17 protein-coding genes are annotated in these 21,819 nt (G+C 43.2%); 13 read left to right on the top strand and 4 right to left on the bottom strand.

Going from position 1 to position 21,819, the window contains the following annotated elements:
- The 7 genes from AZH43_RS02085 to AZH43_RS02115 form a co-directional block, all read left to right on the top strand.
- A partial coding sequence (locus AZH43_RS02085; RefSeq protein ID WP_131796920.1) for an SDR family NAD(P)-dependent oxidoreductase occupies positions 1-403 on the top strand: 403 nt, incomplete at its 5' end.
- A gap of 34 nt (positions 404-437) precedes the next feature.
- Complete coding sequence (locus AZH43_RS02090) at positions 438-1,391, top strand: PDR/VanB family oxidoreductase (protein WP_067666097.1); 954 nt, start codon at positions 438-440, stop codon at positions 1,389-1,391.
- A 76-nt stretch (positions 1,392-1,467) separates the two neighbouring features.
- Positions 1,468-2,424, top strand: coding sequence for a p-hydroxyphenylacetate 3-hydroxylase reductase component (locus AZH43_RS02095; RefSeq protein ID WP_067666100.1), 957 nt, complete (start codon positions 1,468-1,470; stop codon positions 2,422-2,424).
- A gap of 140 nt (positions 2,425-2,564) precedes the next feature.
- Positions 2,565-3,467, top strand: coding sequence for a transcriptional regulator FeaR (feaR, locus tag AZH43_RS02100; RefSeq protein WP_406564600.1), 903 nt, complete (start codon positions 2,565-2,567; stop codon positions 3,465-3,467).
- Between the two features lie 399 nt (positions 3,468-3,866).
- Positions 3,867-6,170 (top strand): primary-amine oxidase, encoded by a 2,304-nt coding sequence (gene tynA, locus AZH43_RS02105; RefSeq protein WP_067666103.1) that lies wholly within the window; start codon positions 3,867-3,869, stop codon positions 6,168-6,170.
- Positions 6,171-6,230: 60 nt separating this feature from the next.
- On the top strand, positions 6,231-7,514 hold the full coding sequence (locus AZH43_RS02110; RefSeq protein WP_067666106.1) for a hypothetical protein: 1,284 nt from the start codon (positions 6,231-6,233) through the stop codon (positions 7,512-7,514).
- A 60-nt stretch (positions 7,515-7,574) separates the two neighbouring features.
- A complete protein-coding gene (locus tag AZH43_RS02115; RefSeq protein WP_067666109.1) occupies positions 7,575-9,062 on the top strand; it encodes an aldehyde dehydrogenase family protein in 1,488 nt (495 codons plus the stop codon).
- Positions 9,063-9,177: 115 nt separating this feature from the next.
- Here the strand turns inward: AZH43_RS02115 and AZH43_RS02120 are convergent, their stop codons facing one another.
- Positions 9,178-11,643, bottom strand: coding sequence for a penicillin acylase family protein (locus tag AZH43_RS02120; RefSeq protein ID WP_067666112.1), 2,466 nt, complete (start codon positions 11,641-11,643; stop codon positions 9,178-9,180).
- 481 nt (positions 11,644-12,124) lie between these two features.
- On the opposite strand from AZH43_RS02120, the gene AZH43_RS02125 reads away from it, so the two are divergent.
- The 6 genes from AZH43_RS02125 to AZH43_RS02150 all read left to right on the top strand — a co-directional run bounded on the left by AZH43_RS02125 (position 12,125) and on the right by AZH43_RS02150 (position 18,744).
- Positions 12,125-13,267, top strand: a complete 1,143-nt coding sequence (locus tag AZH43_RS02125) for an ABC transporter substrate-binding protein (protein WP_067666115.1) — start codon at positions 12,125-12,127, stop codon at positions 13,265-13,267.
- A gap of 94 nt (positions 13,268-13,361) precedes the next feature.
- On the top strand, positions 13,362-14,399 hold the full coding sequence (locus tag AZH43_RS02130) for a branched-chain amino acid ABC transporter permease (RefSeq protein WP_067666117.1): 1,038 nt from the start codon (positions 13,362-13,364) through the stop codon (positions 14,397-14,399).
- Positions 14,396-16,198 carry a branched-chain amino acid ABC transporter ATP-binding protein/permease gene (locus tag AZH43_RS02135; protein WP_067666120.1) on the top strand — a complete coding sequence of 601 codons (1,803 nt, stop codon included), beginning with the start codon at positions 14,396-14,398 and terminating at the stop codon, positions 16,196-16,198. The genes AZH43_RS02130 and AZH43_RS02135 overlap by 4 nt, the downstream gene beginning before the upstream one ends.
- Positions 16,195-16,968 carry an ABC transporter ATP-binding protein gene (locus tag AZH43_RS02140; protein WP_067666123.1) on the top strand — a complete coding sequence of 258 codons (774 nt, stop codon included), beginning with the start codon at positions 16,195-16,197 and terminating at the stop codon, positions 16,966-16,968. Before AZH43_RS02135 ends, AZH43_RS02140 begins: the two co-directional genes overlap by 4 nt.
- Before the next feature lie 22 nt (positions 16,969-16,990).
- Complete coding sequence (locus AZH43_RS02145) at positions 16,991-17,986, top strand: ketopantoate reductase family protein (protein ID WP_227509768.1); 996 nt, start codon at positions 16,991-16,993, stop codon at positions 17,984-17,986.
- A gap of 11 nt (positions 17,987-17,997) precedes the next feature.
- Positions 17,998-18,744, top strand: coding sequence for a class II aldolase/adducin family protein (locus tag AZH43_RS02150; RefSeq protein WP_067666126.1), 747 nt, complete (start codon positions 17,998-18,000; stop codon positions 18,742-18,744).
- 278 nt (positions 18,745-19,022) lie between these two features.
- On the opposite strand, the gene pcaD is transcribed toward AZH43_RS02150, so the two are convergent.
- The 3 genes from pcaD to AZH43_RS02165 all read right to left on the bottom strand — a co-directional run.
- Positions 19,023-19,799: a 3-oxoadipate enol-lactonase gene (gene pcaD / locus AZH43_RS02155; protein WP_067666129.1), complete on the bottom strand. Its 777-nt coding sequence runs from the start codon at positions 19,797-19,799 to the stop codon at positions 19,023-19,025.
- A 66-nt stretch (positions 19,800-19,865) separates the two neighbouring features.
- Positions 19,866-21,071: a 3-oxoadipyl-CoA thiolase gene (gene pcaF / locus AZH43_RS02160; protein ID WP_067666132.1), complete on the bottom strand. Its 1,206-nt coding sequence runs from the start codon at positions 21,069-21,071 to the stop codon at positions 19,866-19,868.
- A gap of 123 nt (positions 21,072-21,194) precedes the next feature.
- Positions 21,195-21,819 (bottom strand): 3-oxoacid CoA-transferase subunit B (locus AZH43_RS02165; RefSeq protein WP_067666135.1); only part of this gene is annotated, 625 nt, incomplete at its 5' end.

Genomic DNA, 21,819 nt, shown 5'->3' on the forward strand with positions numbered 1-21,819 from the left:
TACATTCCAGTCCTGTCAGATTATTGGCAAATATATGGCAGATAAAGGTTATGGCCGTATTGTCAATATGGCTTCTTTAGCCGGTCAAAATGGCGGGACGGCGACAGGTGCGCATTATGCTGCGACTAAAGGCGCCATTGTGACCCTGACGAAAATTTTCGCCAAAGAGTTTGCCGCGAAAGGTGTCACCGTCAATGCGGTTGCGCCTGGCCCAATGGAATCTCCAATTGTGCGCAGTGTAGTCGCTGACGAAAAGATGGCACAGTTTATTCAGAACATTCCTGTCAAAGCCTTAGGCAGTATGGAATTTATTGCGGAAACGTGCGCGTTATTGGCAAGTCCAAATGCCAGTTTTGTGACAGGTGCAACGTGGGATATCAACGGCGGATTATTTATGCGTTGAGCCTTAGGCTTTATGCATAAAAGGGAGATTAATTATGACTGCACTTTATAATGTTGTTGTCAAAAACCGCCATGTAGAAGGCGAAAACGTTGCAGTCATGGAATTTGAATCTGCAACATCTACAGCCTTACCAAAAATTGAAGCAGGTGCGCATATTGATGTGCATTTGCCGAATGGCATGGTGCGTCAGTATTCACTTTGCCAAAATCCGGATGAAACCGGTATTTTCCGTTTAGGAATTTTACGCGATCCCGAATCCAGAGGCGGTTCTGTATCCGCTTTTGACGATTTAAAAGACGGGATGCACATTCAAGTCAGTGAGCCGAAAAATCTTTTTTCTTTGGTAAAAGCCAAGCATTCGGTATTGATTGGCGGCGGGATCGGCATTACACCGCTTATTACTATGGCTTATCAGCTGGCCCATCAAGGTGAGTCTTTTGAGCTGCATTATTGCGGCGCAAGTTCAGAGCGCTGCGCCTTTGTGGACGAAATTAAAAATGGTGAGCTCGCTAAATTCACGACTTTTCATTTTAAATCAGAGGGCGCAAGCCACCGTGAATTTTTCCAATCGGCCATACAGAATGTTGATGCAGAAAGCCATATATATACCTGCGGCCCCAATGGATTTATGGATTGGGTGATTAATTTAGCATTAACGCAGAACTTTCCTGAAAATCAGATTCATAAAGAATATTTTCAGGTCGACGTAGAAACTGGCGGTGATGCTTTTGAAGTAGTGGCCGAACGCAGTGGCAAAATCATTATGGTTGATGCTGAGGAAACCATTTTACAGGCGTTGGCGCGTGAAGGCATTGAGATAGAAATGTCATGTGAACAGGGTGTTTGCGGCACATGCATGTGTGATGTGATTGAAGGTGAACCAGATCACCGCGATGTATATTTTACCGACGAAGAGAAAGCCAGCAACGAACAAATACTGGTGTGCTGTTCCCGGTCTAAATCGGCCCGTCTGGTTTTAGATATTTAAGTAACTACGATTCAAATTGGAATTGCACAGCATAGAGTCCGCACAGGAATAGGACTGCAAAATTCAGGAGAGAAGCATGAACGCATTACAGACGATGGATACCGTAAAAATTGATCCAATGAAATTTAGACGCGCATTAGGCAATTTTGCTACAGGCGTCACTATTATGACTGCGCAAAATGAACAAGGCGAAAAGGTAGGGGTCACAGCAAACAGTTTTAACTCCGTTTCTTTAGACCCAGCTTTAATTCTCTGGAGCATTGATAAAAATTCGTCAAGCTTTCATGTCTTTGAGCAAGCGACACATTTTGCTGTCAATATATTGTCGGGTTCGCAAATTGAACTTTCTAATAAATTTTCACGCCGCAATATCGATAAATATGAAGGCACCAGTTTTCAGGAAGGTGCAGGACTGGCGCCAGTTCTAGACCATTGCTCTGCGGTTTTTGAATGTGAGCGCCATCAAATTATCGAAGGCGGTGATCACTGGATTATTATTGGTAAAGTGGTGAACTTCCATGATGAGGGCCGCAGTCCGCTGGTTTATCATCAAGGGGCTTATTCAGGTGTAACGCCGCATCCTTTGCTGCAGGTTAAAGAATCGATTGAGACTGAAGATGTCGGTCAGATGCATCAAGGACATTTGCATGGCAATGTCTGCTATTTGATGAGCCGCGCCTTTAAATTCTATCAAAACGATTATATTCCTAAGCAGCTGGTGACAGGTTTCCGTACCAGTGAAGCCCGGCTTTTACTGGTTTTAGGCAGCGGAACCGCTTCAAGCAAAGCAGATTTGCCGCGTGATATTGCGATGCCAATGCGCGAAGTTGAACAATCGGCTGCAATTCTGGAAAAAGACGGCTTGCTGATTGAAAGTGATGGTTTTTATAAGTTGACAGAGAAAGGGAAGAAAACTGCGCATTATTTATTTGATATTGCAGACAGCCACCAAAATGAAGTATTGAATAAATATTCGGACAATGAAAAAGACAGTTTTATTAAAATTTTACGGGATATTGCCGGCATTATGTAAATAGAGCGGGCAATAAAGCAAAGATATGATTGATTAAAGAACAAGGGCTATTGAGATTGAACCACCTAAACAGGTGGAAAGACCATAGCCCGCCGTTATTTCAACTATTGAAGTTGAAGTGCATGGAGGTGAGTCATTCTATGAAAAATGAAATCAGCACATGGACACAACATATTCAGGGCATATGCGGTGAGTTTGAAACTCGCTTTGATGGACAAAGTTCACTGTTTATTGGGGAAGTAAAATCTTTTTTGCTTGGTCAAACTGAAATTGCTTTTATTAAAAGCAATGCTAATTTTATTGAGCGAAAACCGGAGATATTAGATCGGGTTAAAGATCGATTTTGTTTTCTGATTTTGCAATATACGGGAAAAATGCTGCTGAAATACCGCAATGAGACTTTATTCCTAAGCGAAGGTGACATCGTTTTGCTGGATTCTAATGAGCATATTGCAATGTACCCGCAAGGGTTGTTTAGCCATATTTCAGTTCATCTTTCGCGGGACAAATTGTTTAAGCAGGCCATTACGGCAGAACATTTTGGTAAATTGATTAGCCACAATATGAGTGCGCATTTACTGAAAAATATGCTGCAGACCATTTCCAGTGAAAATATTCAATTCTGGTATGCAGAAGAAGATGGAAATGCTTTTGAAGATGCCTTGATTGCATTGATTAAACCCACGATTAATTATAAGAATGTTCAGATCAGCGGCTCCTTAAAGTTAAAGGCGGAACGCTATATTTTAGAAAATCTCGCTCACGCTAACCTTTCGCCTAAAGTAGTTGCCGAGCACATTGGCGTGTCATTAAGGCATTTATATCGTTTATTTGTGGTCGAGCAGCAATCGGTCAATAAATATATTCAGATGAAACGCCTGGAAAAAGTAGAATTTGAATTAAAAGATTTAAAAAATAAGAAATTATCAATTACTGAAATTGCTTTGAAGTGGGGGTTTGGCGACAGTGCGCATTTTTCTAAAATATTCAAAAAAGCCTATGGCATCTCGCCTCGTCAATTTAGAGAGGCGGATCGGAATTAACAAGCAGCTAACATGCATCTGATTGGTTATGAATAAAAGGCTGTTTCTATATGGAAGTAGCCTTTTATTCATATAAATATAAAGAATGTGACTTGTAAAATTTTGGGTATTTTATTTTTTGACAAAGCTGTTTTTTATGGCTGAGTTGAGCTTATTTTTTTAATGTTGTTTTAGCCATTTATTCAACCGCTAGAATGTCATTTTTTGACATCATTCAGGTCACTCCTAGACAAGAACTGTCAGCATGAAAAATGATCAAATTAAATAAGATGAAAAGTTGCATTGAAGCATGCGGCTTGACCCAAGGGGTTTGCTTTTAAATATGATGCAGCACAAGGGACGTTGGATTTTGCACCATATTTCAAGGCAATGAAAAGATGCGAACAGAGGATGTAAGCAATGCGTCAGAATAAATTATTACAAGCAATTCAAAAGGTAATTGGCATAAATCTTGGCATCATGGGGGCTGTTTTAGGCTTAAGCCAGCCACTGCATGCACATAGTCAGGCAGCGGAGATGGTTCCGCTGTATCAAAATATGAGTGATTTCGGGGCGCATGTTAAAAAAGATGATTTTACGAATAGTTATATTATTTCTAAAGGCTCATTAACTGTACGGGCAAAACCAAATTCAGATACAGTGCTGGTCAATGGGAAGCCGCTCAAAGTCAGCGTGCCGCTGGTTGAAAAAAATGGTCAGGCTGTTGTGAGCGCTGGGTTTATTAATGAAGTGTTCCAGTCCGGTTTAGACAAAACTTTTACTGTAGAAAATTCGCCGCATCCATTGAATGGCTTAAATACAGCAGAACTTAAAGCGGCGTATGACATTATTCAAAAATCTAAATATGCCTATCCAAATATGCGCTTTGCTGAATTAAAGCTTAAAGAACCAGATAAAGCGAAAGTTTGGGATACTTTCATTGATAACAAACCTTTTACTGACCACCGTATTGCCGTTTTTAATTTGTTAAAAGGCAATACGGCAATTGAAGGCGAAGTTGATTTAAACAGTAAAGAAGTCATCAAGTGGAATGTATTGGAAAATACGCACGGCATGGTTTTGATTGATAACTTTGAAGCTGTGCAAAAAGCTATTGAAAACAGTGCTGATTATCGAAAAGCATTAAAGAAACGTGGCATTGATGACGTGAAAAAAGTCATTGCAAACCCATTGACTGTCGGATATTTCGGTGGGAAAGACGGCCTGAATAAAGAACTGAATGTACTTAAAGTTGTCTCTTATTTAGATACAGGTGATGGTAACTACTGGGCGCATCCAATTGAAAATTTAGTGGCTGTCGTAGATTTAAATCAGCAAAAAGTGATTCGAATTGAAGAAGGATCATTGATTCCTGTGCCCATGGCGCCAAAACCTTATGTAAGTAAAAATACCAAGACCCCGCCTAAGCCTCTTAATATGGTAGAGCCGGAAGGTAAAAATTTTTCAATCTCTGGTCAGACCGTCCACTGGGGCAATTGGTGTCTACATGTTTCTTTAGATTCGCGTGTGGGCCTGCAGCTTTCGACTGTTACCTATAAAGACAAGGGCGTGAAAAGAAAGGTCATGTACGAAGGGAACTTGGGTGGCATGGTCGTACCGTACGGTGACCCTGAGTTGGGCTGGTATTTCAAATCATATTTAGACTCTGGTGAATATGGCATGGGCACATTGACCTCATCCATTAATCCGGGGAAAGACGCCCCTAATAATGCGGTACTTTTAGATGCAGTGATTGCCGACTATACGGGGCAGCCACAGGTGATTCCGAATGCGATTGCAATTTTTGAGCGCTATGCAGGGCCAGAGTATAAACATAAAGAAATTTTTGGCGATCAGGATGCCAGTGAAGAGCGCCGCGAATTGGTGGTGCGATGGATCAGTACTGTGGGTAACTATGACTATATGTTTGACTGGGTGTTTGGTCAAAATGGCACCATTGGCCTCAATGCAGGGGCGACGGGTATTGAAGCTGTTAAAGGTGTAAAAACACGGACGATGCATGATGCAACAGCCAAAGAAGACACCAAATACGGCACGCTGATTGACCATAATATTGTGGGAACAACCCATCAGCATATTTATAACTATCGTTTAGATATGGATGTTGATGGAGGCCCAAATAGTTTTGTCCATATGGACCCTGTAATTAAACCGACCACGGATGGTGGCGTACGCACAAGCAGTATGCAAATTGATACGAAAGTAATCGATAGCGAAAAGAGTGCAACAGAGAAGTTTGACCCATCCAGCATTCGTTTAATCAGTAACTTGAATAAAGAAAATAAGATGGGGAATCCTGTGTCCTATCAATTGATTCCATTTGCTGGCGGTACGCATCCTATTGCGAAAGGGGCGCAATTCAGCCCGGATGAATGGCTATTTAAACGCTTAAGCTTTATGGATAAACAGATTTGGGTCACTCAATATAATGCGGACGAACGCTATCCGGAAGGTAAATATTCTAACCGTTCAACACATGATACAGGTTTAGGCCAATTTATTGATAATAATCAAAATATCGAAAATAAAGATTTGGTGGTTTGGTTAACAACAGGAACCACGCATGTGGCAAGGGCTGAAGAATGGCCAATTATGCCAACTGAATGGGTCAATACACTATTAAAGCCGTGGAACTTTTTTGACAGTACTCCGTCTTTAAATATTGAGACCGAGAAAGAAAAGCAAAATACAGGTCATCATTAATTCCTCCATTTTCAAGGGTTAACCGGAGCGTTAACCCTTACTCTCTAAAGGATTGATCCAATGAAGTTGTTCAAACAGACAGCTTTGGCACTGGCATGCTCATTTTTCTTACCGATGACTCAGGCCGCTAGCCAAATAGATTATGAAATTCAGCCTTATGCGGATGTCATACTGGGTATTTTTCATAGTGAAAAAAGTTACGCTAACCCGGAAGATACCCATCCGGAAAAAACATGGCAAGAAATTGGTGCTAAATATGGCTTTAAAGGTTCAGCCAGTTTTGGCCAGAATGCCCTTTATGGCAGTGCCATAGCGATTAGCACAGGAACATTTGGTGACGGCGATGCTGGCAATGTAACCAATGGCCATGAACGCAGAACCAATTTAGGTGAATGGTCACTTGGTTTTAAAGACACACCTGTGCAGGAAGCATATTCTCGTTATGATGTTTCGGTGGGACGGCAAAATATTATTGTCGGTGATGGCTTTATGGTGTCAGGGGACGCCGTAAATCTAGGAAAGGCAGTTGCTGATGGCGAGCTGGATCGAGGCGGGGCCTATTATTTGGCGACCCGAAAAGCGTTTGATTTTACTGCGGCCTTGCAATATCGTCCTTGGGAAAACCTAAGCACAGGACTGTACTATCTAAAGTCAGACAATAAAGCGCAGTATTCAACAGAAATGCTGGTTGCCGATGCCATGTATCAAGAAGAAAAATTTGGGATCGGCGGAACTTATCTGAATGTACTGGATTTGGATGATGCTTTTCAGGAAACAGACCGCCATCATTTAAAAAATTACGCACTCAGAGCTAATTATGCCTTGAATCCTAATTTACAGCTCAAAGCGGAAGCTGTATATCAGGATAATGCTCGATCTAATGAAAATGCGGGTTACGCTGCCTTAAATTATACTTTGCCAAATTCAGCTTATCATTCAGCAGTTGGCTATCGTTTCAGTCATTATTCCGAAAATTATGATCCGATGTTCTATGGAAATACAGTCGGAATCGGCGAGTGGGTTCAAGGTGAAGTGGCTGGAAATTATGCAGGGCCAAATAACCGGAATGTGAATGCACATCAGCTGTCTTTTTCAATGAGTCCTAAAGAAAACCTAATGCTGGGCGCATTTGCCTATAAGTTCGATAGCATTAAAAAAGCGCAAGAAAATCTGAGTGCTTATGAGTTGGATTTTTATTCGGTATGGTCTGCAAATAAGCACATTAATGTAATCCCTTTAATAGGTTTCTATAAGCCTAAAAAAGATATTCAAACCAGCGGCTCGCAGCTTCCAGATAATCAATGGAATACCTATGCCCAGTTGCTGCTGCAATACACCTATTAAATAAATTTGATAGCCCATTGAATAATATGATTTCAGTATTTAAAAAAATAGGAAAATAAAATGAGTGAAGTTCAAATTCTAGAAAGTGTACGCCAATTTATGGCGCGCCAGCATGGCCACTTTGTACATGGTAAATGGATTGCGCCAGCAACCTCAGAACGGATAGAACTGTTGAATCCTGCAACAGAACAAGTGATTGCAACGATCGCCGTTGGCGGACAGGAAGAGGTGGAGCAGGCGGTTCAGAGCGCTCATGATGCATTCACCAATGATTGGGCAAATACCTCACCTTATGAGCGTGGTGTAAAACTTAACAAACTTGCCGATTTAGTAGAACAGCATGCTGAAGAACTGGCACAGCTCGAGACGTTGAGTACAGGTAAACTGATTAATCTTTCGCGCCATTTAGAAGTCGCCCAGTCTGTCGTATTTTTAAGGTATTTTGCAGGCTGGGCAACCAAGATTCATGGCCAGACCATGCAGCCGTCTATTCCGTCAATGAATGGCGAAAAATATACCGCCTATACCGTACGTCAGCCTGTGGGTGTCGTGGCAGGCATTGTGCCTTGGAATTTTTCATTAATGATTGGGATTTGGAAAATTGGTTCAGCTTTGACGACGGGCTGTACCATTGTCATAAAACCGAGTGAATTTGCGACCCTGACATTATTGCGTTTGGTTGAACTGGCACTGGAGGCTGGCATTCCTGCAGGTGTCATTAATGTTGTTACAGGTAAAGGCGATACAGGACAGCATTTGATTCATTCGTCATTGGTGAAAAAGGTTTCATTTACAGGCTCTGTGCCAACAGGTATCGCTATTGGCAAACAGGCCATGAGCAGTGATTTGACTCGTGTCAGTCTGGAGCTTGGTGGGAAAAATGCAGCTGCCATTTTAGCTGATGCGTGTATTGATGAGATTTTACCCACTTTATTACAGGCAACTTTTGTACATCAGGGGCAAGTTTGTGCAGCGCCAGAACGCTTTTTTATTCATCAGTCAAAATATGATGAGTTTGTCCAGAAAGTTTCAGGAGCACTTCAGCAGCTAAAAATCGGCTCACCATTAGATGAGTCGAGTATGTTCGGCCCGCTTTCAAATCAGCCGCATTTTGATAAAGTTAAGCATTACCTTCATTTGGCGCAAAAAAATAATCAGGTGATTAGCGGCGGTCATGCCATACAAGGCACGGGCTATTTTGTTGAGCCCACTTTATTAAAAGTTCAGGGCGTTGATGATCCATTATTTCTTGAAGAAACTTTTGGCCCTGTTGTGGATGTCATTCCATTTACAAGTGATGAAGAGCTGATAGCGATGATGAATCATTCACGCTTCGGTTTAACTGCAAGTTTATGGACCAATGATCTCGCTAAGGCGCTACGTTTAATTCCGCAAATTGAAGCAGGCTCAATTTGGGTGAATATGCATACTTTTCTTGATCCTTCAGTACCTTTTGGCGGTATCAAGGCTTCAGGAGTAGGGCGTGAGTTCTCGGATGCATTCATTGAAGACTATACTGAATTAAAATCTGTGATGATTCGTTATTAAGCCTCTCAGAGACCAGTGAAAATAGAGACCTTTTTTGTAAGTTACAACAAAAAAGGTCCGTCATTTTCTTTATGACAGACCTTTTTATAAATAAAAGATCACATAGCGCTAATGATTAATAGTTCAAAGTTATACTTTGCTTAGTACTTTGGTCAATTTTGTTCTGATCCACTGCATCTTCTTTACACTCATAGTTTTCAAACAATGGCAATTGATCGGAAAAATGAGCATCTAATTTGCCATTCTTATCAATAAAACCACTTTGACCTGGGGCTAATATTGAACACATAGTGACCTGATTTGGGTTCAGTACTACCCTAAAAGAGGCACTGCCTGTATTGCCGTAAGTACTCAATTTTTGCTGATGCGCCAGATCTGCCCATGGAATGCCGACGGAATTTTTGGCTGAAAAGCCCATAGTGGCAACAGGAATTTTCCAATCATTCGGATCTGCAGAGTTGTATTGCTTTGATAGGACTGCTAAAGCCTTTTCAAGGGCAGCTAAAACCACATCATCAGGAGATTGCCCTTTCAAGAAGTCAATTTGTTGAGGAACACTAGACTGTTTTCCTTGAAGCGCATTCCAGATTAACTTGGATGCACTGGCGGGCTGGGCACTGCGCGGATCTAAATTAACTGGATAAAGTGTATCTGTATAACGGGCGTAAATACTTTCCGACAGATTGGGCTTTAAAACCAGCTCGATCATTTGATTCAGCCATGCGCGCATAATGGCAGGAGATGCCCCTTGATAATATTTTGCTTCATGATCTGGGTGAAGCTTATAGTCCCAAGAGGACAGTAAAGGCTGTATTTTTTTTGCAGCCTCAGAAGCTTTCGGGTTTTGTGTCGCTTTAATTATAGACGGCATAAAATAGCGTGCGTTGAGATCAGCCCATGCACCAGTTTTATTAATGTCCCAAATTTCTTGCTGGCTTAGCTTTTGCTTGCTTTCAAGCGGTTCAAGCAACTCGTTGACGCGGTCTACATGCGAAAAATTAGATGAGTCTGAGCGCAACCCTGCATAAGCTTTATTGTTCCAGCTGGCGATATAGCCTTTTTCAGGATTGTATTCTTTGGGATTATGAGTGAAATCATAGAAACCTTGCCATTCCATCGAGCCATCGCCCTGAGCAGGAAGCTGGGGATGCTGATTTTCTGGACGGATCGGCAAACGGCCTAATGCAGCAACACCAATATTATTGTCTGTATCGGCATAGAACCACGTGATGGATGCTGCGACACGGTTGGCTTGTTTCAGAAATTCTTCCCAATTGGCTGCTTTGGCCGCATTCGCCCAGCCTAATAAAGTTTCGACTTCAACACCTTCCCAGCTCCTTCTTTGTGCATAAGCCATTTGATTTTTCTCATCCCATGCCGTGACAAAACCTTGTTTGCTCTTATAGACATCTAAAGCATAGTCGGCCTGTGTACGTACTTTAATTTTAACTTTATGATATTCAAAAGGAATGTATGACCCTTGATAGAGGTATTCTTTGGGATTGTTTGGATTGATTTTCAGCTGGTAAAAATCGTTGGTATCCAGTGAACCGACAGTTGAACCCCATGCAATTTTGCCATTAGTCCCAAACAAAATAGCAGGCAGGCCAACAGGCGTAATCCCTGTTAAATTATAGCCAGCGCCATGCAAGCCAATGCTGTAGGTAATGGCAGGGGTGTACCATCCTTGCTGAGGGCCGTTATATAAAACCGCTTGTCCTTCTACGGTTTTATTGCCTTTGAGAACCCACGCATTGCTTGCAGTGGGTACACCATCAATGACACCTTTGCCTAAAGCTATGCGGGCTTGGGTTAAATAGTTTTCAGCTGCCTGTTTTGAAATAGGCCGAACCTTGGTAAAGGCTTGTTTTTGTTGTGCTGAAAACGGAGGCTTTTGTTCTGACTGAATAATAGTCGGAGCGCTCGGGTCATCCAGCCAGCGCAATTGCTGATAAACTTTTAAGCCTTCATCTTGTCCCTTTTCTTTCTGCAGCTGAGTAAGCAGGTCTAAATTAGAAATTTCTGAACTGGATGCAAAAAAACGGTTCAGAATCAAGCCAACCCAGATCATTGCAATATCTTCGGACTGCCAAGCTGACGGCTTGAAATCATAATCGATAAATTCTTTTGGCATAAGCGCTGGGTTTTCGAGAACCTCTTTGATTCTTTTATTAAAACCGGCGGCATAGCCCTCAAAAATTGCGCGGTCTTCTGGAGACAGTTGAGCAAGCTGCTTTTTAATGTTTTCAGGGTTAAACCGGCTGTGGGTCGCAATATCATATTGCAAATAGTCTGGCCCTAAGACTTCGGCTACCGTACCTTGCCCCGTGCGTTTAGACATTTCCATTTGAAATAGCCGATCTGTAGCGACAGCATATCCATATCCGTAAAACAGTCCAAAGGTATTTTCTGCATAAACATGCGGCGTTCCAAAGTTATCGCGCTTAATGGTGACTTGTTTTTGAATAGATACTGGATCTAAGGTTGAAGATGAGCTGCAGCCTGCGAGAAACAGGCAGCTTAAGCCTAAAACGCCGTATCGGGTTAAAGCGTTTTTATAAGGAGGCTGATCATTCAGCATATGATTTTTCAATTTAAAGATCCTTACTTTCATTATGATTTAGAAGTGAACCGTCTGACTGCAGCCACGTATGCAAAGTGGCTTAATTCACCTATGAACATGCCTTGTTCATTATTTTAAATTATTACTTATCCATGTAATTTTCCACTATTTAGCGGGTATATAGTTATACTTTCTCTAATTGAAAGAAATTAAAAAGATAGCTTTATTGATAAGTTTAAGAATGAAAACGTGATTTTAAAAAAGTAAGTGTCTGTATTTTATTGTAATTTTTTGGTTTGAATTTAATATATATAAAAGATGCAGAAGTTTTCTCTGCAAAGAGTATTCGAGTTTAGATATTTTTGAGTGAAATATATTCTAAAGAATAATTTTTAAGATAAATGATATTTTTTAAAATTAACAAGAAAATTACATGTATTTATGTTATAAAAAATGGAGTCGTGAGACTCTTTAATGAATGATAAATGGAGTTTGTCATATGGAAATCAATAAAATATTGCTTGTTTCTGCCCTAGCAGCAGGTTCTGTAACTGCTCATGCAGAAGTGCGTATTGGTGTCGTCACTTCATCTACAGGCCCTGTGGCAATGGTGGGAATTCCACAGAAAAATACAGTTGCATTGCTGCCTAAATCGATTGGCGGTGAAAAAGTCACTTATATTTCCTTGGATGATGCGAGTGATCCGACTGCAAGCGTAAAAGCAATTAACAAGTTGATCAGTGAAAGCAATGTAGATGCCATTATTGGCCCTTCTGGATCGCCGAATGCCAGTGCAGTCATTGGAATTATTGCCAAAGCGCAAGTGCCGTTGCTTGCGCCTGTTGGCACATCAACTGTTGTGCTGCCAATGAATCCGCAAAAAAAATGGGTATTTAAGACCACACAGAATGATGATCTTATTGCTCAAGCTTTAGTCGAGGATATGGTCAAACGCAAGATTAAAACATTAGGCTTTATTGGTACAGCCGACCCTTATGGAGAGAACTGGAGCAAAGTCGTTGCAAATTTAGCTGCCAGCAAAGGCATTAAAATTACACAGAAAGAGTCTTTTCAGCGTCAGGATACTTCATTGACTGGGCAAGCGCTGAAGCTTATAGCAGGCAAGCCGCAAGCGATTTTAATTGCAGCGCCGGGCAGTGCTGCAGTAACACCGCAAGTCGCTTTGTATGACCGCGGCTATCGCGGGCAAATTTATCAAACTCATGGTGCAGCCTTAGATCAGTTTTTAAAATTGGGCGGCAAAAAAGTTGATAACACAATTTTAGCGGCCAGCCTGATGCTGGTGATTAATGAAATTGACAATAAGCATCCTTCTAAAGCAGTCGCTTTGAAGTACATGAACAATTACAAAAAAATGTATGGTGAATATCCAGCGACATTCGGTGCGAATGTCTATGATGCCGGACTGCTTTTAGAAAAGGCGATTCCAGCCGCATTAAAGCAGGCGAAACCGGGGAGTGTTCAATTTCGCCAGGCATTGCGGACAGCATTGGAACAAACCAAAGAACTGGCAGGAACTCAAGGTGTTTATAACATGACGCCAATGGATCACAGCGGTTTTGATAAGCGTGGCCGGGTTATGGTCACTGTAAAAAATGGGCAATGGAAATTGCTGAAGTAATAAATTTTTAAATTAATTAATCTGTTATTAAATTCAGGGTACAGTCGCTCTTAGAGAGCCTTTGTCCCTGAAAAATAGCAAGGATCAGGCGGTCATGGATTTAGACATCGCATTAATTCTTGGGCAGGATGGTATTACCAGTGGGGCAATTTATGCATTGCTCGCTTTGTGCATTTTATTGGTTTTTACTGTCACCCGAATTTTACTCATTCCTTTAGGTGAATTTAGTGTTTTTGGCGCACTGACACTTGCCTCAATTCAAGCTGGGACACCAAGCCGCATTGTATGGCTGCTGGTGATATTCTTTGCTGTTCAGCTGCTCCTTGATCTTTATGCGAGTTTAAAGAGTAAAACGCATTTTAATTTAAGAAGCCATAGTCTTTGGGCGGTTTACATTGGTTTAGTGGTTGCTGCAATGTATTTACTGCCATTGGCAAGTCTGCCGATGTTTATTCAAGTTTTACTTGCTTTGGCTGTCATTACGCCGCTTGGCCCGCAAATCTATCGTTTATTCTTTCAGCCTTTAGTGGCTGCAAAATCATTGGTACTGCTCATTGTTTCTATTGCCGTGCATGTGGCTTTAGTCGGTATTGGCTTGTTAATTTTTGGCCCAGACGGGGCACAGACTAAACCATTCAGTGATGCTGTATACCAATTGGGCAGCTTGGCCGTCAGCAGTCAAACCCTTTATATTATTGCTGCGTTTTTCAGCATGATTATTGTGCTGTGGTATTTCTTTGGAAAGACACTTTATGGCAAAGCACTCAGAGCCACTGCAGTAAATCGGGTAGGAGCACAGCTGATGGGGATTTCTCCCATTTTTGCAGGAAAAATTACCTTTGCAATGGCGGCTTTTATGGGAGCATTTGCGGGTATTTTAATTGCGCCTATTACGACGCTGTATTATGACTCCGGTTTTATTATTAGCCTTAAAGGCTTTGTCGGCGCAATTATTGGCGGTTTAGCAAGTTTTCCTGTGGCGGCCGCAGGTTCCATAGCCGTTGGCATTATTGAAGCATTTTCTATGTTTTGGGCCAGCGATTATAAAGAAATTATTGTCTTTACCCTCATTATTCCATTTTTGCTTTGGAAATCTTTAACGTCTCGCCACATTGAGGAGGACCATGAATGAAGTCTAAATATTTATTTGCAGGCTTTGCTGCAGTTATGGCCCTTAGCCCGTTCATTTTACCTGCATATCAGGTCACCCTTCTTAATTATATCGGGCTGAATGCACTAGTCGTTTTAGGCTTGGTACTTTTGACTGGGGTTGGCGGCATGACCAGTTTCGGTCAAGCAGCTTTGGTTGGAATTGGCGCTTATTCGACAGCTTATTTAACAGTAACAGAACAGCTGCCGCAGTTTTTAATGTGGACGGGCGGCAGTCCATGGGCAGGGCTGCTTTTAGGGATTGTTTTGACGGTTGTCTCGGCATTTATTGTGGGAGGCTTGACGTTAAAACTGTCTGGACACTACTTGCCTTTAGGCACCATTGCCTGGGGTATATCACTCTATTATTTTTTCTCAACCATTGAAAACTTAGGCGGCCATTCAGGAATTTCCAATATTCCGAGTATTTCTATTGCTGGATATGCTTTAGATACCAGCAATAAAATGTTTTATCTCATTTGGCTAATTTTATTTATGGCCATTATATTGACCAAAAATATTTTGAATTCCAGAGAAGGCCGTGCAATACGTGCGCTAAAAGGCGGGCAAGTCATGGCGGAGTCTATGGGGGTAAATACCTTTAGATCCAAAATGGTAGTCTTTGTTATATCTTCAGTTTTTGCCTCTATTTCAGGCTGGTTATATGCGCATAACCAATCATTTATCAACCCAACACCTTTTGGTTTACAGATGGGGATTGATTATTTGTTTATGGCTTTGCTGGGCGGTGTAGGTAGCATTTGGGGCGCAATATTTGGAGCAGGCATATTCACAATGCTGCGCCAATGGCTGCAAGATTTAATGCCAGTTATTTTTGGCAACGATGGGCAGTATGAAACCATTGTTTTTGGCTTAATGATTGTCCTGCTGATGCAAAAAGCGCCATCTGGCTTATGGCCAATGATTGTTAAGCTCATACCGCCGCGTTTTAGAGCTAATGATTTGCATACAGAATTAACCGCACCGACTCAAGCGCTTCCTGCCTTGGAATTGCCTCCAAAAGGTACGCTGATTTTAGAAGCAAAAAATGTGACGAAAAAGTTTGGCGGTTTGGTCGCCAACAATAATATGAATCTAAAAATTCATGCAGGCGAAATTCTGGCGCTTATTGGCCCAAATGGCGCAGGCAAGAGCACAATGTTTAATCAGCTGTCTGGTGTCGATGTTCCAACCAGCGGTGAAGTCATCTTTTTAGGTGAAAAAATCAATGGCATGCTATCGCGTGAGATTGCTCAAAAAGGGCTGAGCCGAACTTTTCAGCACGTCAAAATTTTGCCGGAAATGACAGTGTTGGAAAATGTGGTGATTGGCGCGCATTTACGTGGCAAAAAGGGCGTTTGGGCTTCGCTGTTCAGGTTAGACCGTGAAGAAGAAAATAATTTACTGAATGAAGCAAAATTTCAATTAGAGCGGGTTGGGCTAGGGGATTATCTCTATACCGAAGCTGGGAATTTGGCATTAGGGCAGCAGCGGATTTTGGAAATTGCGCGTGCTTTATGCGCTCACCCAAGCTTATTGCTTCTGGATGAACCTGCTGCTGGCCTGCGTTTGAAAGAAAAACAAGCATTGGCCGAGCTTTTAATGAAACTGAAGGCAGAAGGCATGGCGACTTTATTGGTTGAGCATGATATGGATTTTGTGATGAATTTGGTCGATCACGTGGTAGTGATGGAGTTTGGTGAAAAAATAGCAGAAGGCCTGCCAGAGGATGTGCAAAAGAACGAGGCTGTTCTAGAAGCTTATTTAGGAGGCGCAGCATGAGTGCGATAACAGAAAATACGCAAGGAAAATGCTTATTAGAAGTCAGTAATTTAAGCGTGGCCTATGGCAAGGTTGATGCGCTGATGAACTTTAATATGCGGGTAAATGAAGGGCAGATTGTGTCTGTCGTCGGTCCAAATGGTGCAGGGAAGACCACTTTGCTTTCTGCAATCATGGGCGTTCTTGCTTCAAAAGGTGATGTTGAATTTGACGGCAGTGTCGAGCAATGTCCGCCGATAGAGCGAATGGTCGTACGCGGACTAGGCTTAGTGCCTGAAAAAAGGGAATTGTTCAGCAGCATGAGCATTGAAGATAATCTCATGCTGGGCGGATTTCAGCGTTATCGGCATGGCGACCGCAGTTTAAAAGAAACGCTGGATGAAGTTTATAGTATTTTCCCGCGTTTAAAGGAACGGCGGATTCAAGAAGCGGGCACGCTGTCAGGTGGCGAGCGGCAAATGCTGGCTGTGGGGCGTGCGCTTATGGCGAAGCCTAAACTGTTGATGCTGGATGAGCCGAGCCTTGGTTTAGCGCCATTAATTACCCGAGAGATTTTTAAAATTATTGATCAGCTGCGCGGTCAAGGCGTGTCTATTTTACTGGTAGAGCAAAATGCGCGCGCAGCCTTGAAGCTGGCTGACTATGCCTATGTGCTGGAAATGGGTGAATTGTCTATGCAGGGGACGGGTCAAGATCTGGCGGAAGACCCAAGAATTATTGAAAGTTATTTAGGGATTAACAGTAAGCATCAGGACATTCTTTCTATTTAATTTTGCATTTAAGCAGGAGTGCATGATGGAAAAAAATGCCAAAATCGCTATTTTAGGCGCTGGAGCCATTGGCTGTACATTGGCAGCTAGGCTCATTTTGTCAGGCTGTGAATGTGTCAGCCTAATTGCACGCGGTGAAAATTATCAGGCGCTGTCCAGTCAAGGTATTCAGCTGAAGGATTTAACCGGCGAATATCAGTTGATACCCTATCAGGTTGTGCAGGATATCGCAGAACTTGAGCCGCAAGATATTATTTTTATTGCGACAAAATCAAATGCGCTTCATCAAGTAGCCGCATTTATTCAGCCTGTATTGCATACTGAAACTGTAGTTGTTCCACTCATGAACGGCATTCCATTTTGGTACTTTTATCAAGGGCAAAGCACTGATGATATACAGGCCATTCAATGCTTAGACGAAAATAGGCAATTGATTAAGCACTTTCCTCTAGCGCATTTAATCGGCGCTGTGGTGTTTATCACAGCAAAACTGAAGGGATATGGAAAAGTGGAGTCAGATAATCCATATCTGCTGATTTTAGGTGAGCCAAATAACCAAGTTACAAAACGCTTAGAAGCAATTCAAAGCCTTTTTGTAGATACAGGGATTGAGTTAAGGCTTACCGACCAGATAAGGGATCAGATTTGGACCAAAGTAATTGCCAACTTAAGTTCGAACCCGCTTTCTGTTGTAACAGGCGCCACTTTAAAAGACATCTATGCGCATCCGCGCCTACATGAAATGGCGCTGCAAATTACCCAAGAAGTCCGGCAAGTGGCTGCCAGTTATGGTGCCCGCATTGCTATTGATCCTGTGACTTTTTTACAGCTGGGGACAGATATGGGCAATGTGCATACATCGATGTGGCATGACTATCAAAAGAAACAGCCCTTAGAAATGGCAGGAATAGCGGAAGCTGTTTTTGAACTGGCCGAGCAATTTAATTGCCCTATGCCAGTTACGAAGCATATTTGTAATTTAACGGCATATTTAAGTGAACAATCATTGAAGATTTAAAAAGGATTTTTATGAACGCAAGCATTCAACCTTTGAATATCAGCCAGCAGGAATGGGAACTGCGTGTGAAACTGGCGGATTGCTATCATTTAGTCGATTATTTTGGCTGGACTGAAACAATCTTTAATCATATTTCCGCGAGGCTGCCAGGTGAAGAAAACCATTATTTAGTTAATCCTTTCGGGCTGAATTATAGTGAAGTGACACCAGAAAACTTATTGAAAGTCGATTTAGATGGGAACAAAGTAGAACCTTCTGAATATGATGCGAACCCTGCGGGGTTTGCTTTGCACAGTGCCGTTCACGGGGCTAGGCATGATATACGCTGTTTGATTCACACTCATACAACACCGATTAGTGCAGTGGTGCAGAAAAAAAATGGCTTTACTTATGACAGCTTCTATGGCGCACAGTTATATGGCCGAGTGGCTTATCATGCTTTTGAAGGCATCACTTTGTTTCAGGAAGAAAAGCAGCGGATGATTCAGCATCTTGCAGATAAGCATATTTTAGTTCTGCGAAATCATGGAATTGCTGTAGGGGAAAGCAGTATTGAAAAAGCATTTTTTTTACTGTGGACTGTACAGCGCGCTGCCGAAATTCAATGCCAAGCGGGCGCTTTGGGAGGGGAAGATTTTCTGCTCAATGAAGAGGTTAAGCAAAAATGTACAGATTTAACGGCAATGTTGATTCGTGACAGCGGATTTGCTAATAAATTTTTTAATGCCATGGTTCGCAAAATGCGTGAAGTGCGTTGAATAGATAGATTATCAAAGAGTTTTTTTGAATTTTGATCAACAATAATGTTGCAGTAAAAGCCATTTAAATTGGCGGTATGTTGAATATTTACAGCAAATTTACGCTTGAGATTTGCTGTACTTTACTTATTTCTGGTCATTGCTGAAGCTGTTAAGTAGGGCAATGATTTATGGGGGTATAGTTGCATTAAATTTCTATAACTGCACTCAGTACATAAGATGAATGCATGAAAAAAAGATGCAATACACAGGCATTGCATCTCAAGAGGAATGCTTAACTAATTAAAGGCAGTACGTAAAGCTTGTGTGAATGCTTCTGGCGATTCAATATTAGAAATATGCGAGGCATTAATTTCGATAAGCTGGCTATTTGGAATTCTGGCTGTCATATATTGAGCATCTGCCACTGTTGTGACGGGGTCTTGCTGACCAGCAATGACTATTACAGGTACGTGAATGGTTTTTAAATCTTCTCGTAAATCAGCCTTAGCCAAAGCTTCACAGCAGCTCGCGTAGCCGTCTGCGCTGCCAGCTGCCAGATTGTTACTCAAGTTTCTAACGATTGCTACTTGGCTTTGGATAAAGCTTTCTGTGAACCATCGCGATGCTGCAGTAGCCGCGATTGGCTGTAAACCTTGCTGGCGAACAAGCTGAGCGCGTTCCAGCCATGCTTGCTCTTGACCAATCTTTGCCGCTGTATTGCAGACAATCACATGGTTAAAGCGTTCAGGATGATGAATTGCCAGCCATTGGCCCGTTAAGCCGCCCATTGAAATACCGCAGAAACTGGCTTTTGCAACATTCAGATGATCCAGCAGATTGACGACATCCGTCCCCAGCTGTTCTAAGCTGTAAGGCCCTTGCGGTGCCGATGATGCGCCATGACCGCGGGTGTCATAGCAGACAATAAAATAATCTTTTTTAAAGAAATTTATCTGCGGCTGCCACATTTGATAATTGGTTCCCAAAGAATTGGAAAAAATAATCGCAGGTTTGCTGGCATCACCAAAGGTTGCGTAATTGATTTCAGCATCATTTGAAGTAAATGTTGGCATTTTAAAATCCTTAATTTTATAAATCCCCCTAAATCCCCCTTTGATAAGGGGGACTTTTATTGAGGATTAAACACGTTCAATAATCAAAGCGATGCCTTGACCGACGCCAATGCACATTGAACACAGCGCATATGTGCCGCCGGTCCGTTCCAGCTGATTCAGCGCCGTGGTGACCAAGCGCGCACCGGATGCCCCCAGCGGATGGCCAAGCGCAATCGCGCCGCCATTCGGATTCACCCGTTCACTGCCGTCGGCAAGGCCCAATTCACGCGTCACCGCCAAAGCCTGCGCCGCAAAAGCTTCATTCAGCTCAATCACATCCATCTGTTCAACTGTTAGCCCTGTTTGCGCCAGCAGCTTCTTGACCGCTGGCGCCGGGCCAAAGCCCATGATGCGCGGCTCTACGCCAACTACGGTTGCGCCAATAATCTTGGCGCGGGGCTTCAAGTGATACTTTTCAATCGCTTCATCAGAGGCAATTAAAAGTGCCGCTGCGCCATCGTTAATGCCGGAAGCATTGCCTGCGGTGACGGTACCATCAGCTTTAACAACCGGTTTGAGTTTGGTTAAGGCTTCCAGTGTGGTTGAAGCACGTGGGTGCTCATCGGTATCCACCACGATTGCATCGCCTTTGCGCTGCGGAATGGTCACCGGAATGATTTCTTTTTTAAAGAAGCCATTCGCCTGCGCTGCTGCCGTACGCTGCTGGCTGGTCAGCGCAAACACGTCCTGATCTTCACGGCTGATGCCGAACTGCTCCGCCACATTTTCAGCCGTTTGCGGCATGGTGTCGACACCGTAGAGTTCTTTCAGCTTCGGGTTGATGAAGCGCCAGCCCATGGTGGTGTCTTCAAGCTTTTGGCCGCGGCCGTACGCGCTGTCAGATTTGCCCATCACCAACGGCGCACGGGACATGCTTTCCACGCCGCCGGCAATAATCAGATCVGCTTCACCGGCTTTAATCGCCCGCGCCGCCATTGCCACGGCATCCAGCGATGAACCGCAGAGGCGGTTGACTGTAGTGGCCGGCACCTGATGTGGCAGGCCAGCCAGCAGCGCTGACATGCGCCCGACATTGCGGTTGTCTTCGCCGGCTTGGTTGGCGCAGCCGTAAATCACGTCATCCGCCTGTTGCCAATTCACGGATGGGTTGCGTTCCATCAGCGCTTTAATCGGCAATGCGCCCAGGTCATCAGCGCGAACCGGCGCCAGACCGCCGGCATAGCGTCCGAATGGGGTGCGGATGGCATCGATAATGTATGCGTTTTTCATTTTTAAATCCTTATCTGAAAGCTCCTCCCTTTTTAAAGGGAGGCTGGGAGGGATTTTAAAAATATGATTTATTCCTAAAAATCCCCCTGAATCCCCCTTTATAAAGAGGGACTTCCTTTTTATTTAGATTGTCCCATCCGCCAGCTTCGCGCCGGTCATCGCCTGCAATTCGTCAAAGCTTAAGCCATCCACCTTTTCAATCACTTTCATGCCTTCTGGGGTGACATCAATCACGCACAGGTCGGTGTAAATGCGGTCAACGCATTTCAGGCCGGTAGCCGGATAAGCCAGTTCAGCCACAATCTTCGGTTCGCCTTTTTTGGTCACATGGTCTGTGGTGATGAAGACTTTTTTTGCCCCCACGGCCAAGTCCATCGCGCCGCCGACTGCTGGAATGGCGTCCGGCGCGCCGGTATGCCAGTTGGCCAAGTCGCCATTTTCAGCCACCTGAAAAGCGCCCAGTACCGCAATATCCAAATGTCCGCCGCGCATCATGGCGAATGAATCCCCATGGTGGAAATAAGCGCCGCCTTCCAGCAGCGTCACAAATTCCTTGCCGGCATTGATCAGTTCAGGATCGCGGTCCTCTTCAGCAGGCGGCGGGCCAAACGCCAGCAGGCCATTCTCTGAATGCAGGAAAACATCTTTATCTGAAGGCAGGTAATTTGAAATTCGGGTCGGCAGGCCAATGCCCAAATTGACATAGGCGCCATCGGGAATATCCTGCGCCACGCGTTCAGCAATTTGA

It is taken from the genome of Acinetobacter pragensis (genome assembly GCF_001605895.1).
In the GTDB taxonomy this organism is placed as follows: domain Bacteria; phylum Pseudomonadota; class Gammaproteobacteria; order Pseudomonadales; family Moraxellaceae; genus Acinetobacter; species Acinetobacter pragensis.

Coding starts and splice junctions, on each gene's coding strand:
- AZH43_RS02090 (WP_067666097.1), top strand. CDS start 438: ATGACTGCACTTTATAATGTTGTTGTCAAAAACCGCCATGTAGAAGGC.
- AZH43_RS02095 (WP_067666100.1), top strand. CDS start 1,468: ATGAACGCATTACAGACGATGGATACCGTAAAAATTGATCCAATGAAA.
- feaR (WP_406564600.1), top strand. CDS start 2,565: ATGAAAAATGAAATCAGCACATGGACACAACATATTCAGGGCATATGC.
- tynA (WP_067666103.1), top strand. CDS start 3,867: ATGCGTCAGAATAAATTATTACAAGCAATTCAAAAGGTAATTGGCATA.
- AZH43_RS02110 (WP_067666106.1), top strand. CDS start 6,231: ATGAAGTTGTTCAAACAGACAGCTTTGGCACTGGCATGCTCATTTTTC.
- AZH43_RS02115 (WP_067666109.1), top strand. CDS start 7,575: ATGAGTGAAGTTCAAATTCTAGAAAGTGTACGCCAATTTATGGCGCGC.
- AZH43_RS02120 (WP_067666112.1), bottom strand. CDS start 11,643: ATGCTGAATGATCAGCCTCCTTATAAAAACGCTTTAACCCGATACGGC.
- AZH43_RS02125 (WP_067666115.1), top strand. CDS start 12,125: ATGGAAATCAATAAAATATTGCTTGTTTCTGCCCTAGCAGCAGGTTCT.
- AZH43_RS02130 (WP_067666117.1), top strand. CDS start 13,362: ATGGATTTAGACATCGCATTAATTCTTGGGCAGGATGGTATTACCAGT.
- AZH43_RS02135 (WP_067666120.1), top strand. CDS start 14,396: ATGAAGTCTAAATATTTATTTGCAGGCTTTGCTGCAGTTATGGCCCTT.
- AZH43_RS02140 (WP_067666123.1), top strand. CDS start 16,195: ATGAGTGCGATAACAGAAAATACGCAAGGAAAATGCTTATTAGAAGTC.
- AZH43_RS02145 (WP_227509768.1), top strand. CDS start 16,991: ATGATGGAAAAAAATGCCAAAATCGCTATTTTAGGCGCTGGAGCCATT.
- AZH43_RS02150 (WP_067666126.1), top strand. CDS start 17,998: ATGAACGCAAGCATTCAACCTTTGAATATCAGCCAGCAGGAATGGGAA.
- pcaD (WP_067666129.1), bottom strand. CDS start 19,799: ATGCCAACATTTACTTCAAATGATGCTGAAATCAATTACGCAACCTTT.